Source organism: Candidatus Bathyarchaeota archaeon (assembly GCA_026014685.1).
Classification (GTDB): domain Archaea; phylum Thermoproteota; class Bathyarchaeia; order Bathyarchaeales; family Bathycorpusculaceae; genus Bathycorpusculum.
The window spans coordinates 95,820-112,326 of record JAOZHW010000011.1 but is presented as its reverse complement, the minus strand read 5'-3'; the positions used below and the strand labels follow the sequence as shown (position 1 = coordinate 112,326).

The following is a 16,507-nucleotide window of genomic DNA, read 5'->3' as shown; positions in this document are numbered from 1 at the left end:
AGATGAACCAAGTTAACCTACACCACTAGGGAACACGTCACGACTACAACTCGTTCCCTGCATTTTCACTATCCATATGATGCCGATTTTAAATAATAACATTGGGTAACAGCAATATAGACGATATTTTCATAAAAATTTACTATTTTCTTCTACGATAAAGAGCCAATGCAACTAAACAGGCTACCGAGACAAGGACCACAAAAAGTGCAATCAACGCTCCGTCCATGAATGCTTGGCTGTCGGGTGTGGCTACGGTGAAAGCAATCTTTTGTGAATACGCGTAATAGTCGAAATATCCCATATCATAACCTGCCATTCACGTCATGCCTTCTACACCGTTACAAAACAAACATTTCTGCAAAGTATGATTTCCATCGGCTAAGCCCTCTATAGGTACTGAATAATTGAATGGTTCTAGCAGAGTGCTGTTCACATCGATTGATAGGTTAGAAGGTTGTCCGTCTATGTATATGGTGGCGTTGACAACTTTGTTTCCAAAGTCGCCGCCGTTTATGGGTTCAAACCAGTTGTCATCGTAGGGGCCAGTCCATTCAGCGTTTGGCTTTGACAAACTGAAAACCAACGTCGTGTTATCGGGGGAATATGTCTGGTTGTCTTGGGGCGACTGTATTGTTATCGTTGGTGACGCATCGAATCGCCGAAAAACCATGGGATTCGCGTTTGCTGTGTCAATCATTTGGTTTCCAAGCGTTGACGAGGACAAAAGGATTGAGAGGCAGATTGCAATGAACAAAGCATTCTTCTTCATAGCAGTCATCAACTCGACAAACACTGTTTACAATAAAAGGTTACTTGTATAGATTCCTTGACTAAGTGTAGTCAAGGTTTGTTGACCTAGTTCCTATGGGCGGTTCTTTATATAAGGGAGGGGAGGTCCGCTTGGAGACGTCGCGTGATTCCCGCATTTGCGGATACGGTTTCGTATGCGCCCCTAAATAATGGGGGGCTCTATTCACCTAAGAGTCGTTGACTTCGCAAAGCAGAAATCCAACCCCCGCATTATCTTGGCTATACGGTGAAACTTGTTGGATAAACCCGACTACCTCCTTTGGAGCCGCAAATACGATAAGGCTTTTGGTTGGCAAGCGCAGCGTGAACGGGAATTAGGTGCAAAGTTCCGCAAAAATAACGCGCTCACAGTGAAGGATTTAGCCGCGGTTGTTGAATGGAAATTCAAAGATGAACCCGAAAAAAAGCAGCGTGCCCTCGAGTTAGTAACGCGTAATGACGAAGAAAAAGTGCAACGTATAACCAGCCAGTCTCTAAGTTTACCCAACGCCGATGACACTTACCGCTTAAATTGTCTCACCACACTTGAAGGCATAAGCCCCGTGTTAGCCAGCATCATATTAACATTTTTTGACCCCCACAACTATGGTATATTCGACCAAAACGTGTGGAAACCACTCCTCGGCAATCCACCGCCTGGACTCTACACCCCCCAGAATTACCTCCGCCTGTTAGCTGCCATGCGCAAAACTGCAGCGAAGCATAACCTTGACGCCAGAGTCATCGACAAAGCGCTCTACAAGAAAAGTCTAGATGAATCGGGCTAAAAACAGAATTCTTATATCGGCTGAAGAGAGTTTTATGTTGTAGTTTTAGTTGGTTTAGGTGGTGATTTTTTGGCTAAAAAGAAAGGCGAAACATACCGCTGTGACGAGTGCGGTTTGGTCGTGGTTGTAGAGGACCCCTGTGAATGTGACGAATCCTGCGAGTTAGTCTGCTGCGAAGTACCCATGAAACAAGTTAAAACAGCACCCAAAAAAGCAGCTCCAAAAGCATCTGCCTCAAAAAGCAAAAAATAGCACGTAGACAACCTTATCCAGTTTGGAGTTGTCTCACTAGCTTCTCCACTTGACCAATCACGTATTCGTTGATTTTTTCACCCTTCTCAACCGTTGCCGAAGTCGGGTCGCCGTTGACGCCGCCGGGGAAACAACGCTCAGGATGCACAAGAACCTCAAAACGCGGCAACTGCCACTTCTCAGCTTTCCCTTTACCCTTAACAAGCTCAGGTTTAATCGCCAAAACTCGCGAAGTCTCAATCGTTCCCGCGTGTCCATCGTCTGGCGCTGCAACTTCCGATGCTAAATCCTCTGCAAAATCAAAATCTGACAAAACCATAATCCGCACCTGCCCTGAACATGATTTTTCGTTCTTGTCCATTACATCTTGCGCGGCTAAACGCAAAGCCACCATATGCGAGTTACCCGCGTGACCACTCAACACGATTATGCGGTAGAAACCGTTACGAATCAACTCCGAGAGAATATCGTGGGCGACTCTGTAGAGAGTATCAAACTGGATAGTTAAAGTTCCAGGGAAATTGCGGGTGGCGTTACAGATGCCATAGCGGAACGGCGGCGCAACCAAGCACCCCGTCTTTTTAGCTACTTCCACAGCGATGTATTCGGGTTGAATACTATCCGTACCAAGCGGCAAGTGGTCGCCGTGTTCCTCCACGCTTCCCAACGGGAAAATGATGACGGTGCCGTTTTTGGCGGCTTGGGCTGCTTCTTTGGTGCTTAACTCGTCAAGCCAGACGAGTTGGGGCTTTTTGGGTTTTGTCATGGGTGAATGGTTGTGGGCGCTGTTTTTCTACCTTACGGAAAACTCCTCAGTTAAAGGTTCAAAATCAAGCAGCATCCAAAAAATTGCATGTAGATGTCGACGAAAAATTAACCTTCTACTCTAAGAATTGTTCAAGATACTGAATAACCGCTTCGTAAGCTTGGGCTTCATCTGGACCTGTGCTGTTCAAGGAATCGTCAAAGGCTATCAGGACTTCTCCGTCGTTTTCGTTCACGGGCTCATTGTACTTTATCCTAAACACGCATCTAACGACTCTGCCGTTTTGTGCTTGGAAAGTCAGCAGCGGATACTTGACGCCAGGCAAGTACACATCGTATTTTCCTTCCGTTTTTGGTGTCACAAGAAAATTCTTCGTCTCATCTAACGCAAGAAGGCTCTTTAGCAGCGATCCCTGATACTTGGGGAAACACGCCAATACCTCTAGTTCCGACTTCGCGATCATCTCTGAAATCCTTTTGGCCAATGTGTCAGCATCCCACAGTTCAATACCACGCTTTTCAGCTTCTGCTTTTGCCTGCTCCGTAAAATAAGCGGTTGCCAAAACCAAAACTTTCTCACAGCAGAAGCGACTTTTTGTTTCCTCTGCAATCGGCAAGATCGCCTCAGACACATAACTGTTTCTTGGACAACGAACGGTCTGCACTGCCACTTTTTGGCCGTTTTCTTTTGCCACTAAAGTCAAACCCCAATCCATACCTCTTAGCTGTTCGATTTCAAACTTCGCTCCCTCAAGAAGCCACCTCGTGAAGTACTCAAACTCCTTCACCGATAACCTATCGATAGGGTAAGTCTTGTTTTTCTTTAGGTCTGATTCTTCCCTTCTCACAAACAGCGGCGACTTTTCTTCTGTTACCCCAATTTTTTCTATGTATTGTTTCTGTATTCTGTCAGCTAACGCTTCAGCCTTATCTAAGGGCAACTGTAGGTTATCTGCAAGGTACCCTGATAAATCGATGTTTGGGTACTGTTGGATTATTTCTTTTAAGATACCGTTGAAATATGTAGTCATGTTAGGTCTCCTTTGGTTTGGCGTGTTTGGGGCAGAGTTTACGTTGGAATTCGTCGGTGTAGGTGAGGTTGAGTTTTGAGAACACTTTGCCACATGCGTCGCAGAGGTCGTAGTGGTAGATACAGACGCTGGAGTTGTCGTGGCTGCACTTGAATTCGAGCAGGCGACTGTGTTTTTTGCCGCAAACCGAACATACAAAGCCTGCGTCGCGTTCAAGGTACTCGTTTAGGGTTTCGTCCAGTGAAAGGGCCGCTTTTTTGGAGAAAACTTTTCTTGTATCTGCGGATTGCCTGATACAGTTTGGGCATACGTAGAAACCATCTTGCGTTGCATAGCCCTCGGTGAAGGTGCTGTGGCATAAGGGGCAGACGGCTTCGCAGCTGTGATTAATTCCTAAAGTGAAAACGGCCGAAAGTGACGCCTTATTTTGAAGATGTACTTCGAGCTTTACTTTAGCCGTGTTTACTATGAGTAGGTTGGCGAATTTTACGGCTACACTGGTCAAGTAAGCTTCCTCTTCCCTCTTCAGCAACGCCTCAAAATTAGCCTGCCACTGCACGTAATCAAAATCATGCGTTTTAGAGATAACTTGCTCTCGACGTTCCCTTCTCAGCCGTTTAATGAAGCTCTTCAACTTAGCTTTTTTCTCATTAAACAGAGTTAAATCGTAGAGTACGACTTTCTCTTTAATGATTTCACCGAGTTTTTGGTCTGCAGCGGTTTTGAGGGCTTCAAACAGGTCTGGTTTCAGTTTCGATTTGAGGTCTTGAATTAAGAGGGATTCGTTTTGGAGCAAAATTTCTAAATCAAAGTCCTCCTTGACTATGTTGCCTTTTTCGTCTACAAGGATGGTGATGGTTTCTTCGTTTTTTGGTCTCAGCTTGTTTTGGAATGTTACTGAATAAATGAACAGAAAGTACCTCAAGGGCTCTGTTTTGGCAACTTTTACGGCGACGATTTTTCCGTTGTTTATTCTGTGGTAGCAGACTTGCGTTTTCGTGCAGACGCTAAAACTTTTCCCATCTACAGCTGCGTTTTGGCATCTCTCGCACTTAAACGCTGTATCCTTAAAGTACCCTCTCACCAATGCTTCTATGTCGCCTTTGGTTTTCACTTGGATTTGGCAAGGCGCCCCCTTATCGAGGCACTCTTTTAGCATCTGTTGAAATGCTGGGCTGCCTGGAGTCAGTAACGGCACGTTTTTTTCTCTCGCCACAGATGCCTGGTAAGTGTACTCCTGTGTTTGCTCTTGATTGGGATAGGTAACTGTGAAGACTCCGCTGGTTTCGCCTACTATTGCACCTTGCTTAGCTTTTACGTACTCTTTTATGAATTGTCTGATTTCACTGTCCGCAGCTTCGGTGCTCAACCCAAAACCCCCCTCGTAAACTGCTCAGCCAACTCCTGATTCTGCTTAGAAACGTTGAGGTCGGCGGCGAGTTTTTCCAATTCCTTTTTGAGGTCTATGCGGCTTTGGCTTCGGAGCAGAATCTCGGCGATGGTTTTCTGTATGTCTTGGTTGCCCTCTTTTAGTTCAGCCAGCACAGTCTCCATCTTGCCTACAGTCATATTGAACAAGTCAATCTTTTGATACAGCACATGCAAAACGTAGTCGTCTATCGTGTCTTTAACTGCTAGATTGAAAACAGTCACATCACGGTCCTGTTTAAAGCGGTGAATGCGTCCGATGCGCTGCTCGATTTTCATCGGGTTCCAATGTAAATCGTAGTTGAACATGATGCAGCAGTTCTGAAGGTTGAGGCCTTCTGCGGCTGCGTCAGTGGCGACGAGGTATCTTGTTTCACCGCTCCTGAAGCTCTCTATAGCTGCATCTCGTTCAACCTGATTCATGTCGCCCAAGAAAACCTCTGCCTTGCCAAATTCAGCATCAAGCATAGCTTTGATTTTGTTGGCAGTGATTTTTCTCAAACAAAAAATAAGTGCCTGCTCCTTTGGCGTTTCTTTGAGCACATCTCTGAGAAGCTCCATCTTGGCACTCTTAACTTTTCTAGCCATTTCTATGAGAGCCCCCGTAACCTGCGCCTCAGTTGGGAACCGCTGTTGCCTCTTCAACAACGATTGAATGGACGCCTCAGGCGAACTAGAAAACGACTGCTGAAGAGTGATCGCTTGGAACACTAGTATGGCGTTGCTCTGCGATTCAGAGAATTTACGTGTAGGGTTCTCAGCGATGAGGGCCTCTATGGTTCGGAAGTGATTTTTGCTCATATCACGCAGGTAATCCGTAGCAGCGTCGATGAATTCCCGCTCCGCCTGTGTGGGCTCCAGCGTTCTGGATTCCACCACACGTTTGGTAAAGGGGATGCCTGTCTGTTCTCGGCGAGTACGACACATAACATCCCGCAGATTCTGCCTCAAAAAATACGCCTCACTTGACTTGACCACACGGCTTCTTGCATCCTCAGCATACCGCGAAATAAACGCACGTTCACTATCAAGAAGCCCCGGCTGAATCAAATCCACAATGCTGTAGAGGTCAGTTAACTTATTGCACAGCGGCGTTGCGGTAAGCAACAGGAGATGGTTTTTCCTCAACTCCGCCAAACATGCCCTGCCTTTACTATGCGTGTTCCTAAACGCGTGGGCTTCATCTACAACCACCAAATCCCAAGTCCGACTTCCAATTACATCAAACTTGCGAGGCAAAAGCGTATGCGAACACAGAAGTCTCTTGCATGTTTTTAGGTTCGCTCGTTCCCCAGGTTTGTTAGCGATGAGGAAGGTTTCGCCGAATTTCTCAGCCATCTCACTTTTCCATTGAGAAAGCAAACTCTTGGGAGCTACAATCAAGATAGAATTGATTTCTTCTCTTAGCAGGAGCTCCTTCATTATTAGCCCCGCTTCGATGGTTTTACCCAAGCCCACCTCGTCGGCGAGGATGGCGTTCGCGTTCATTTCGTTTATGACTTGCAGAGCGGTTTTTAGCTGGAAATTGTAGGGAACCAGTTTGGTGCGGATGGCGTCGACGGCTATGAGGTGGTTGATTTTGGTTGCCTGCTTGATTCTGAGTGCTTCCAAGTTGAGTTGGAAGGCTTGGAAGGGTTGGAACTTGTTTTTTCGAATTTGCTCAGTTATGTTGTGGGGGTCAGAGTAGTTGTAAACGTATCGGTGACTTGTTTTTTTCCCCGTTAATGTTTCTTCTTCGTATTCACAGTTGACCGTTTTTTCTTCTGGTTTAGTCTGCAGCTTTTTTGTTTTCTTTGGGTTCTCTGCTTGTGAAGATGCTGCATCTAAGTTTTGAGCGAGTTTTTCCTCCGAAACTATCCCTCATTACAGTTGCCGTTTTCTCTCGCTTCTTTTGAGGAGAGTATCGCTTTTACTGATTGATTGGATATAAAAACATAAAGCGCAACCAAGCAACCGTATTGTGAGCTGATTCAAGAGTACCTTTATGAGTTCCCAACAGAATGTGCGTTTGTTCTCTGGAATTTTTTCATTTGAATACCCATAAACGGTTACTTACCTTGGTTGTAGTTTTTGACTATTTTTAGGGACTTGACGCTAACTTGCATTAGTCTTAACCGAGGAAACCCTTTTCAACCCATATAACTACATAAAAACTACGGCTGTTCAATGCATGAAGCAACAAAACAAACTCGCGATCACTCAAAACTGGTCGAAAGTAACGGTCCAACGTGATTAATTTGAAGACTATTCTTTTGACAGGCGCAAGCGGCTTCATCGCAACGTACATAGCTCGAAACCTTCTCGCAGAGAAAGATGTGGCTGTCCTTGCTTTAGTGAGAGCTAAGGATACTGCCAGTGCTAAAGTCAAGTTAGAAAGAGAATGGTGGGACCACCCCGAATTGGTGCAAGCATTAGGCACCCGAATTCAGGCAGTAGCTGGCGACATCTGTAATCCAAATATTGGGTTAACAGAGGAAAACTACCTCGGTCTCGTCGAGAAGACAACTCATATCATCCATACAGCAGCTGACTGGCGATTTCGTCCACTAATCGAGTTAAGAAAAACCAACGTTCAAGGAACCGCCAATCTGATTGCTTTAGCCAAAAAAATAAATCAGCACCACCAATTGGAACGTTTTTCTTATATCTCAACCGCCTACGTGGCTGGAGCCGCAACTGGAACAATAATGGAGGATCAGTTGACCGACAAACATGGCTTCTTAACTAACTATGAACAAAGCAAATATGAAGCTGAACAGTTGGTTCATGCAGCGAAAGAACAATTATGTGTTTCAGTTTTTCGTCCCTCCATGGTTGTAGGCGACTCAAAGACAGGTGCAATTAAAACCTTCAACACCTTCTACTTCCCATTACGCCTTTACTTAACTGGTAAAATGCGTTTCATGCCCGTGAGTCGTTCACTAAGAGTCAACATTGTTCCAGTTGACTACGTCGCCAACGCTGTAACTCAGTTGACTTTTAATCCTAAAGCTGAAGGCAAAACATTCCATACAGTAGCACCCCATGAAACGCTCCCACAGCTTGGTGAACTGTTAGATTTCGTTAGAAAATGGGCTAACACTGAAATTCCATGTAAACTTCCGACACCGATTTGTATACCTCTGTCTGCTTCACAGATGAAGACGGCGCTTAAACTTCAACGCGCATTCAGTGGACAACGAAAAGTTTTAGATACACTAATTTCCCTCTCGCCTTACTTTAGCGAAAACCGCAAATTAGACCGAAGCAACATCGACAAATTTCTTGGTCCATACGACTTTAAATGGAAAGACATAATGCCTAACCTTCTCAGCTATGCAGTATACAACAGCTTCTTCCACCGTTCCGACCGCACTGTATATGAGCAGATTCTTTTTCGATTAGAAAGCCAAAGCCACCCCGTAAGATACTACGACTTGGTCGAAGGCAAAATCATAAAGAAAACTGCGCAAGAAATGCGCCGAGACATTTGTGCATTGACTGCTGCAATGACAAAATATGGAATTAGAGCAGGAGACAGAGTGGCTCTAACAGGCTTAAACAGCACACGATACTTAGCTGTCGATGTAGCAATCGGACTCGTCGGGGCCGTCAGCGTTCCGCTATACTACACCGCGCCTCCTCAAGACATAAACGATGTCCTATCAGCAAGCGGCGCAAAACTCTTCTTTGTAGGTATGCCAAGCCTGCTGAACCATGCCGATGAACTCAAACCCGAAGTGCCGCTTGTTTCAATTTGTCGAGTAAACCCACATGCAAATTCACAGCGAAAAATCATTCCTTGGGACCAATTTCTCTCAAAAGATTACCCAGCTCCCACTCGTGCCCCCGTAAGTTTCGGAGACATCGCAACTTTGAGGTATTCTTCAGGAACCACAGGCAAACCCAAAGGCGCCATCTTCACACATGCCAACCTCAGATACATGGGTGAATCTACCGCATCCATAACTCCATGGATGACAAGAAACCAGCCCTGCAGTTACCTATCTTTCTTGCCGATGGGCCATGTAGTGGAAGGTATCTTAGCATTGTACTGTCCATACTATCTTCCCACAGCCGTTGACGTCTATTTCTTAGAAGATTTTCGAAAACTCCAAGAAATGCTTCCCAAAGTTAGACCCATCATCTTCTTTGCGGTGCCGCGGCTGTATGAAAAAATCTGGGCTGCTCTAGAAAAGAACTCTCTTGGCCGCTTTTATGTAAAAACAAAAAATCCACTATTCAAGTCGGTTCTGCGAAGTACACTAAGAAGGGTAACTCTCAAAAAAGCTGGCTTAGACAAATGTGACCAACTTATCGCTGGCTCTGCCAACTTCAGCGTGGAGTTGCTCAAAAAATACCGCAATATAGGCATAGAAGTTCACAACGCATATGGACTCACAGAAGCGCCTCTTGTAACTTTGAATCGGTTTAGAAAAAACCGAATAGAAACTGTAGGTGAACCTATGCCCTTTACAGAAGTCAAAGTCTCAGAAGATGGAGAAATAATGGTTAGAGGTCCACAGGTAACTCCAGGGTATTTCGATAAATTTTTAGAGCAACCGTTTAAAGACGGATACTTGATGACAGGGGACATAGGCGTATTAACCGATGAAGGCAGCCTCATTATTTACGGGCGCAAAAAAGAAATTATCAAAACCTCTTACGGCAAATGCGTCTACACCGCAAAAATTGAAGGTATGCTACGGGAACTGCCAAAAGTCACCGAATCGTTGCTGCTGGGAGAATCAAAACCTTACTGCACTGCGCTTTTATGGGTTGAAAGTAAGAACTACAAACCAAGTGTGCTGTCAAAAATCGATGAAGCGATGAATGAAGTCAACAAGCAACTTTCTAACCCTGAAAAAATCAAAAGATGGGCCGTTCTGCCCAACAATTTAAGCATCGAAAACGGGGAGTTAACACCCAACCTCAAACTAAAACGTAACGTAACTGCTGTAAAAAACCAAAAAATCATAGACGCACTCTACAATCCAGATGTTTCTGAAAGTGATGGACAAGGATTAGCCTATTTTGGATCCAGTCAAGTAGACGACTCAGCAACATTGACGGGTTAATCCACAAGTCAGAAAATATTAGTCAATCTATGCTTGAAATAAGGCGGGTCCGACGGGAATTGAACCCGCGACCCCCGGATTAAAAGTCCGGTGCTCTAGCCTGACTGAGCTACGGACCCGCTCTTTATTCGTTGCGCTGATAGGAAAATGCGAGGGGGTTTTTTAGTATTTCGATTCAATTGGGCTAAATACAAAATAGTTAGGGTAGTTTTATGCGTTAAGAATCGTTGATAGGAAGCCTTTGATTTTGTCGTGTGAGTTAATTATGGTTTCGATGGTTTGGGTGCCTCTGTCGGTGAGTTTGTAGACTCTTTTGCGTTCGAGCCATGTACCTTGGACTAATCCGTTGCGTTCAAGAGAGTAGAGTAGCGAGTAGACTGTGCCTGAGCTGACTAAGAAGCCGTGTTTGGTGTGGATGTAGCTTATTATATCGTAGCCGCTTATGGCGCCGTTTTGGAGTTCAGCCATGATTATGGTGTCTAGGAAGCTTTTGATGACGCGTTCATGCATTTTTTTTACGATTCGGGCTTCAGATTTTTCTCCACTTACCGTGATTGTTAATGAAACCATTTGGTTTACGCACTCCCTTTTCTGTTTATTCTTGTTTAGATATTTAAGATTTATTCGGATTTAGAATAAATTGTTATAACAAAACTCAAAAAGTATAAACAAAATTGGAGTTGGGCTTGGACTCAGAAATTCTATCGACTCAAATCTGAGTAGTTATGCCTCCAAAACATAAGCATTTACACCAAAATATCGTCACGCCCCATCTGCAGATGTTTACATAAAAATGTAGGTGCAAATGGTGTATGTATAGAAAAATTGCTTGCTTCATATACATAAACACGTAAACAACCCAACAGTTTTAACTACAAAACCGCTGATTTTTAGTCTCAAAAAACCGTTTTAATAGTTACCGATATATGTACATGTTAACAAACGTTATCTCCCTTTTTGTGATACAACACAGCGGTGCCAAATGTAATGATCTCATGGAAATACACGTTTAAACGATTAAATGAAGAATACGAAATTGCCACAAAAAAGAAGCAAGCCCTAGATAACCTCTGCGCAACAGGCAAAATCTCACCAGCAACCCGCGATGCCTTTACCGCCGACATCGTAAAAGCCATAGAAGAAATCGAGAGACAACGCCATGAACTCGGAGAAAAAATGCAAATCAAAACCTCCGAACTCGAAAACCAACTAAAAACCCTCGAAATGCTCCTTGCCAACTACGAAATTCAACATGTCGTAGGCGAAATCGACGACGAAATTTACAGTCGCGAAATTAACCTCCTTTCAAACACTCTTGAAGCAACTCGAAACGAATTGGGCGTAATTAAACAGGCAACAGACCAGCTTTTTGGAGTAAAACCAGTTGAGGCTCCAGTAATCGAATCTGCTGCTCCAGTTGTTGAAGCGCCTGTTGAATCAACTCCCGTAGACGTTCCGGTTGAATCTGCCACAATCGAAACCGCCGTAGTGGAAACAGTGACAGCCGCCGAACCTACATCCGTTGAAACAGCTCCCGCGCCAATTGAAGCTCCAGTTGAAACTGCTCCAGCCGAAACCGCTCCAATCGAGTCTACCCCAGCTGAAACGCCTGTAGTAGAAGCTGCTATTATTGAAACGCCAGTTGAAGCCGCCCCCGCGGAGGCTCCAGCAATCGAACCAACCCCCGCAGAAGAAACCATAGCGGTTGAAGCAGCACCAGCAGAAGTTGCTGTTGCTGAAGCCCCAGTTGAGACCGCTCCAGTTGAGGCAGCACCAGTTGAAACTGACCCAATAACAGAGACCGCCCCAATCGTTGAAGAAGCTGCTGTAGCCGAACCAGTAGTCGAAGCTGCCCCCGCAGAAGCAACAATTGAAGCTTCTCCAGTCGTTGAAGCCCCCGTCGAAATTCCAGTTGAAACCGCTCCCACAGAAGAGACCCATGTTGAAGCCGTAATCGAAGAGGCAGCCCCAACAATCGAAGCTCCAGTAGCTGAAGCCGCGCCAGTTGAAGAAACTCCAGTTGCTGAAGCAATCGCAGAGCCACAGGCAGAACTAACCACTGAAACACCAACAGTTATCGAGGAAAAAGTTGAGGAACCAATCGTTGAAGCCGCCGTAACTGAACCTACAATCGAAACTGCTCCAGTTGAAGCCGCTCCGATCGAGCAACCCCCCGCATCTCTGGAGGAAGCGCCCGCAGCAGAAATCCCAATCGAAACAGCCCCAGTTGAGGAGGCTCCAACCGAAGCAGTTGCAGAAGAAGTAATTGCCGAACCCGAACCAGTTGCAGAAGCAGCCGTCGAAGAGGCAGTGGTGATTGCTGAGCCAGTGGTTGAAGCAGCCGCTGAACCCGTCGTGGAGACCCCGCTTCAGGTTTTCGAAGTAACTGAGCATGCTCCAGCTGAAATTACCCTCGAAAAAGCATTGGAACAAATAGAAACCCAGGTCATTGAACCAGTCATCGTGGAGGAGGCCCACATAACGGCCCACCCTTTAGAAGCGCCTCAGCAGGCGCATTCGGAAATGGTGGAAACCGCCACAGACCAAACCCCCCCAACCGACGAAAACGCAGAAAACACCACAACTGAATAAGCAGCTAAAACTTCGCTTCTTTTCTTTTTTGTTTTATTTTACTCTTTTCCTGTTTAAGTTTTGTTTTTTGTGTGGGTGTCAATTGCGGGGATTTTTTCCCAAGAATACCTTAGAGACTCGTGTGGTCATGTGTGGAAGTTGTAAACGCATTTTGTACATTGGATTATACTTAGGCTAATTTGGCATAGCTGTTGGGGGTTTCAGAGTTTGTTCCTATATTTTGATTACTTCAAAGAGGTACTGTATCAAAACAAAAAGTGCATAAACGCTAATGAGCAAAATTCCGTCTTGCTTATTTATCTCACCATCTCTTGAACGTAAATAAACAAATATTGCTGATAACGCCACGAACACTCCTGCCGTTATCGGCGAAGCCATGTTAGGTACCCTAATGGGGTGAATAATTGCGATTATTCCTATGGTTAACATTGAATCGGCAAGGACGTTTCCTAAAATGTTTCCGATTCCAATAGAGCCCTCTTTTTCTGATGCTCGAATTGCAAAAGCCATCTCTGGTAAACAAGTGCCAACTGCGACTACGAGACCAATCAAGAACAGCGGCAACCCTAGTGTTGAGCTTAATTCTCGTGCAGATGTGGTTACAAGTTCGCTGCCTATGAACAAAACTGTTATTCCGATAGCTAAGAGGAAAACTGTTATGCCTAAGCGAACTACTCGTTTTGATAGTCGCATGCGTTCAGCAATTTCTCTTTCGCCTCGTCCGCTTCTAAGAAGCCAAAGAACATATACTGCAAAAGCGGCAATCAATATCCCGCCGTCAATGGCTGATATCTCTCCGTCTAAAAGCAGAAACACTGGAAGCAAAACTGCTATGAAAGAGATCTTTAAGTTTTTCAGCATGCTTGGCGTCATCTTCTGGTTTCCTGCAACCAACACCACAACTCCTATAACTAACGTTAAGTCGGCTACGTTGGCTCCAAAGATTAAGCCTAAACCGAAAGTCGATGAACCCTCAATAGCGGACAAGACACCAATAGATAACTCAGGCAAAACCGCAAGCGTCCCCGCTATCACCGCCCCTACAACAAAAGCAGATAGACGGAAAAATTTGGATAAAGCTAAGAGTCGCTTTATCGCTTCGTCTGCGCCATAGACTACTATGGCGATTCCTGCAAAAAGAACAAGGACGGTATACCAAGGCATTATTATCTATGCATGTGTGTAGTGTATTTATTTAAATTAATCGGGGCTTTATTTGGCAAAAGAAGATAGAATTCAACTTTATCTGACTGTTGCTATGGGTTTTATTTCTTGTGCGCTTTCGAGCACCGTTAACAAGCCATTTTTGCCTAGGCGCAACTGTTTTTCGCCTCTAAAAACGCAGACCTGACCATTTTTAAGTTCTATGTTGTCGCCGACGTTAATTTGTCCTATTTGACCTTCCCAGAGGCATAGTTTAATTTTGCCTGTTTCGTCACCTACAATAGCGTTTACGACCATGACGGTGTTGCCGAATTGGGTGTGGACTTGGGCTGGTTTGGGGATTTCTTGTACGTGAGCTTTTAGGTTGACGCGTTTCATTCCTGCACGGAGGTCTTTTATGTGGGTGTAGACGGAGTCGGTGTTTTGTTTGGCGATTTTCTTTTTGATTTTATCAGTGCTCATCCAGCTTTCAAAGGGGTTGTCTTTGCGGTGGAGGAAGGCTTCTTCAACTCGGAATTGGGCTACGACATCGTTGTCTTTGGTTATGAGAAAGATTGTTTCGCCTTTCATTTTGCCGCGGTATTCTACGGTTAGGTTTCCGCAGGAGGCGGTTTTTTCGGTTTGTTTTGCAACAACGAGGGCTTGGAAGACTTCGTTTGGGTAAACGCTGTATTTTACGGATAGTAATGCGAGATGTTCGCCTAAAGTAGATTTTTTCTGCCTCAAATTTCCACACATCTATTTTGTGCCTGAGAAAAAGCAAGCCACCGTTGCGAACCGATACTTTTTCTCTAAAGACTGTAGGATTGCCCGAACCTTCTGTGTATATGGGTGTTTTACCTATATTAGGTTGACTATTCATCCAATTGGTAGCTTATATTTGGACATTTTTTCGTTTTAGATATGTTATACATGATACCGCGATGGACGCTAAAAACATCGACTTTATAAGCAGGGAGTTTGTCTATGTGGGTACTGTGCAGAACGGATTTTGCACACCAATATAGTAGGAGTTGAAACAGCAAAAATGTCATACGGTAACAGAGAGATGCACAAGGCAACTTGCGCTGACTGTGGTAAAGAATGTGATGTTCCTTTCAAACCAGACGGCACAAGACCAGTATATTGCCGCGAGTGCTACAGCAAAAGACGCCCACCAAGAAGATACTAAGTGTAGACCTTGGCATCTTTCAAATTAGTTAATTTCTTTTTTATTTTTTAATAATTTTCTGCATTCCATTCTTCATTGTTCTTGTTCCAAATTTGGTTCTTCTTTTGGAGTGTTCTGGTTTCCGAGCAAAATCTGCTGTTAAACTGAAGTTCCGGATAAAGCTAATTTTAGAATAAAGTATAATATATAGAACAGCAAATTTTAGCAAACATCGGCGTTAATTGAAAGAAAAATACATTACCAGCAGAAATTTGGCAAAACGCAGGAAGATTTTATTTGGCTCAAATCCGCGCATTCAACAACATAGATCAGATATTGAACATAACCGAGTGGAACACCTTAGCAAGCAAAAGCCAAACCCCCTACTACTTCAAAAGCTTCATCGAGCAATTCATCAATTCAGCCATAAAATCAAAGCAGAAACCACTGTTGATAGTCTATTATTCTGAGCATAAAACAGTAGGAATCGCACCTGTTGCCATTAGCTCAGAAAAAGGCCTTCTGCGTACTGCAAGCTTCTTAACTGGACCTGATTTTGATCCAGATTTTGTCGTTGAAGAAAAATATCGAGAACAATTTATTCACGAAACCATAGATTTTCTTTTTAAAAAAATCGGGTGCACTTTGATCGATTTCGTGATGCCTTCAGAAACTAAAAACCTCGCTGTCTTAGAAGGAATGAGCAAATTCGGTCGAGGTCCTTATCATCTAATTCGGCCTTCATCGTTTCATTCGGTTGTTTGTGTTGAGGGCACTTGGGCTGAATTTGAAAGGCGCAGAGGTAGAAATTACAGAAAAATTTTTCGCAGCATCGAAAAAAGAATGAGCCTTAACGGTGGCTGGAGAATTGAATTTGTATCAAATCAACACTCCATAACTGAGGTTGAGCAGTATTTATTGGAAATTGAAAAAGAAAGCTGGAAACAGACCTATCGACTGCAACGAGGCATCGAAAAAGATGATGGGTTAATTGATTTGTTCACTGCGGCCACAGGTACTCAACTCACTACGACAGGTTTTCAGTGGGAAGTGGCCTTTCTAGAAGTTAACGGGAAAAAAATTGCTTATAGCTTCTGGTTTGAATACAAAGATACGGCGTTCATCTGCAAAACTTCATTTGATGACCGCTACAAAAAATATTATCCTGGAATGTACATCAACAACGCGGTAATTCGCGAAGTTTTTAAGAACCCTGCAATCAAACAGATCGATTTAATGACTGATCTGCCTTTTCATGATAGATGGGCACCAAAAAAGGTCCCTCGCACCAGAATTTTAATTTCTAAAAGCCCTATCCCCATAGCGATTGCAAAAATCACCCAAAATCAATACGTTATGCAAATACGCAGAAGAATTAGCAAAGTCATTAAGGTAAATCTACCATATTTGCCTCTTTTAATGTAAACTGGAGAATTATCAGTTCAGGCGGTATTTTTCTTCTATACAAGTCAGGCTCTGATGCGTAAG

The 16,507-nt window shown here is 44.2% G+C and carries 15 protein-coding genes and 1 tRNA gene; 6 read left to right on the top strand and 10 right to left on the bottom strand.

Going from position 1 to position 16,507, the window contains the following annotated elements:
• Positions 1 to 142 precede the first annotated feature (142 nt).
• The gene (locus tag NWE96_09300; GenBank protein ID MCW3984176.1) at positions 143 to 304 is read right to left on the bottom strand and encodes a hypothetical protein; all 162 of its coding nucleotides are present in this window, start codon (positions 302 to 304) and stop codon (positions 143 to 145) included.
• Positions 305 to 319: 15 nt separating this feature from the next.
• Positions 320 to 772 carry a hypothetical protein gene (locus tag NWE96_09295; GenBank protein MCW3984175.1) on the bottom strand — a complete coding sequence of 151 codons (453 nt, stop codon included), beginning with the start codon at positions 770 to 772 and terminating at the stop codon, positions 320 to 322.
• A 277-nt stretch (positions 773 to 1,049) separates the two neighbouring features.
• Between NWE96_09295 and NWE96_09290 the strand changes: the two genes are divergently transcribed.
• Together NWE96_09290 and NWE96_09285 are read left to right on the top strand one after the other, a co-directional pair.
• The gene (locus tag NWE96_09290) at positions 1,050 to 1,580 is read left to right on the top strand and encodes a hypothetical protein (protein ID MCW3984174.1); all 531 of its coding nucleotides are present in this window, start codon (positions 1,050 to 1,052) and stop codon (positions 1,578 to 1,580) included.
• 69 nt (positions 1,581 to 1,649) lie between these two features.
• On the top strand, positions 1,650 to 1,832 hold the full coding sequence (locus NWE96_09285) for a hypothetical protein (protein ID MCW3984173.1): 183 nt from the start codon (positions 1,650 to 1,652) through the stop codon (positions 1,830 to 1,832).
• A gap of 13 nt (positions 1,833 to 1,845) precedes the next feature.
• On the opposite strand, the gene NWE96_09280 is transcribed toward NWE96_09285, so the two are convergent.
• The 4 genes from NWE96_09280 to NWE96_09265 form a co-directional block, all read right to left on the bottom strand.
• Entirely contained in the window at positions 1,846 to 2,598 is a 753-nt protein-coding gene (locus NWE96_09280) for a creatininase family protein (protein MCW3984172.1), read from the bottom strand.
• A 115-nt stretch (positions 2,599 to 2,713) separates the two neighbouring features.
• Positions 2,714 to 3,628: a restriction endonuclease gene (locus NWE96_09275; GenBank protein MCW3984171.1), complete on the bottom strand. Its 915-nt coding sequence runs from the start codon at positions 3,626 to 3,628 to the stop codon at positions 2,714 to 2,716.
• A 1-nt stretch (position 3,629) separates the two neighbouring features.
• Positions 3,630 to 4,997 (bottom strand): hypothetical protein, encoded by a 1,368-nt coding sequence (locus tag NWE96_09270; GenBank protein MCW3984170.1) that lies wholly within the window; start codon positions 4,995 to 4,997, stop codon positions 3,630 to 3,632.
• Positions 4,994 to 6,667, bottom strand: coding sequence for an SNF2-related protein (locus NWE96_09265; protein ID MCW3984169.1), 1,674 nt, complete (start codon positions 6,665 to 6,667; stop codon positions 4,994 to 4,996). The genes NWE96_09270 and NWE96_09265 overlap by 4 nt, the downstream gene beginning before the upstream one ends.
• A gap of 626 nt (positions 6,668 to 7,293) precedes the next feature.
• Between NWE96_09265 and NWE96_09260 the strand changes: the two genes are divergently transcribed.
• Positions 7,294 to 10,113 (top strand): AMP-binding protein, encoded by a 2,820-nt coding sequence (locus NWE96_09260; protein MCW3984168.1) that lies wholly within the window; start codon positions 7,294 to 7,296, stop codon positions 10,111 to 10,113.
• A gap of 44 nt (positions 10,114 to 10,157) precedes the next feature.
• On the opposite strand, the gene NWE96_09255 is transcribed toward NWE96_09260, so the two are convergent.
• Positions 10,158 to 10,232: transfer RNA gene (locus NWE96_09255), tRNA-Lys, on the bottom strand.
• 91 nt (positions 10,233 to 10,323) lie between these two features.
• Positions 10,324 to 10,683 carry a PadR family transcriptional regulator gene (locus tag NWE96_09250; protein ID MCW3984167.1) on the bottom strand — a complete coding sequence of 120 codons (360 nt, stop codon included), beginning with the start codon at positions 10,681 to 10,683 and terminating at the stop codon, positions 10,324 to 10,326.
• 417 nt (positions 10,684 to 11,100) lie between these two features.
• Here NWE96_09250 and NWE96_09245 point away from each other — a divergent pair, with 417 nt between their 5' ends.
• Positions 11,101 to 12,705 carry a CdvA-like protein gene (locus tag NWE96_09245; GenBank protein MCW3984166.1) on the top strand — a complete coding sequence of 535 codons (1,605 nt, stop codon included), beginning with the start codon at positions 11,101 to 11,103 and terminating at the stop codon, positions 12,703 to 12,705.
• 213 nt (positions 12,706 to 12,918) lie between these two features.
• Here NWE96_09245 and NWE96_09240 read toward each other — a convergent pair whose 3' ends face one another.
• Positions 12,919 to 13,869, bottom strand: coding sequence for a sodium:calcium antiporter (locus NWE96_09240; protein ID MCW3984165.1), 951 nt, complete (start codon positions 13,867 to 13,869; stop codon positions 12,919 to 12,921).
• 78 nt (positions 13,870 to 13,947) lie between these two features.
• Positions 13,948 to 14,595 carry a hypothetical protein gene (locus NWE96_09235; GenBank protein ID MCW3984164.1) on the bottom strand — a complete coding sequence of 216 codons (648 nt, stop codon included), beginning with the start codon at positions 14,593 to 14,595 and terminating at the stop codon, positions 13,948 to 13,950.
• Positions 14,596 to 14,917: 322 nt separating this feature from the next.
• On the opposite strand from NWE96_09235, the gene NWE96_09230 reads away from it, so the two are divergent.
• Both NWE96_09230 and NWE96_09225 read left to right on the top strand, forming a co-directional pair.
• Positions 14,918 to 15,040 carry a DNA-directed RNA polymerase gene (locus NWE96_09230; GenBank protein MCW3984163.1) on the top strand — a complete coding sequence of 41 codons (123 nt, stop codon included), beginning with the start codon at positions 14,918 to 14,920 and terminating at the stop codon, positions 15,038 to 15,040.
• Between the two features lie 276 nt (positions 15,041 to 15,316).
• Positions 15,317 to 16,444, top strand: coding sequence for a GNAT family N-acetyltransferase (locus tag NWE96_09225; GenBank protein ID MCW3984162.1), 1,128 nt, complete (start codon positions 15,317 to 15,319; stop codon positions 16,442 to 16,444).
• Positions 16,445 to 16,507: the final 63 nt, after the last annotated feature.

Bases quoted from the DNA above. Each gene is read 5' to 3' on its own strand.
- NWE96_09300 (MCW3984176.1), bottom strand. From the start codon at position 304: ATGGGATATTTCGACTATTACGCGTATTCACAAAAGATTGCTTTCACC.
- NWE96_09295 (MCW3984175.1), bottom strand. From the start codon at position 772: ATGAAGAAGAATGCTTTGTTCATTGCAATCTGCCTCTCAATCCTTTTG.
- NWE96_09280 (MCW3984172.1), bottom strand. From the start codon at position 2,598: ATGACAAAACCCAAAAAGCCCCAACTCGTCTGGCTTGACGAGTTAAGC.
- NWE96_09275 (MCW3984171.1), bottom strand. From the start codon at position 3,628: ATGACTACATATTTCAACGGTATCTTAAAAGAAATAATCCAACAGTAC.
- NWE96_09250 (MCW3984167.1), bottom strand. From the start codon at position 10,683: ATGGTTTCATTAACAATCACGGTAAGTGGAGAAAAATCTGAAGCCCGA.
- NWE96_09245 (MCW3984166.1), top strand. From the start codon at position 11,101: ATGATCTCATGGAAATACACGTTTAAACGATTAAATGAAGAATACGAA.
- NWE96_09240 (MCW3984165.1), bottom strand. From the start codon at position 13,869: ATGCCTTGGTATACCGTCCTTGTTCTTTTTGCAGGAATCGCCATAGTA.
- NWE96_09230 (MCW3984163.1), top strand. From the start codon at position 14,918: ATGCACAAGGCAACTTGCGCTGACTGTGGTAAAGAATGTGATGTTCCT.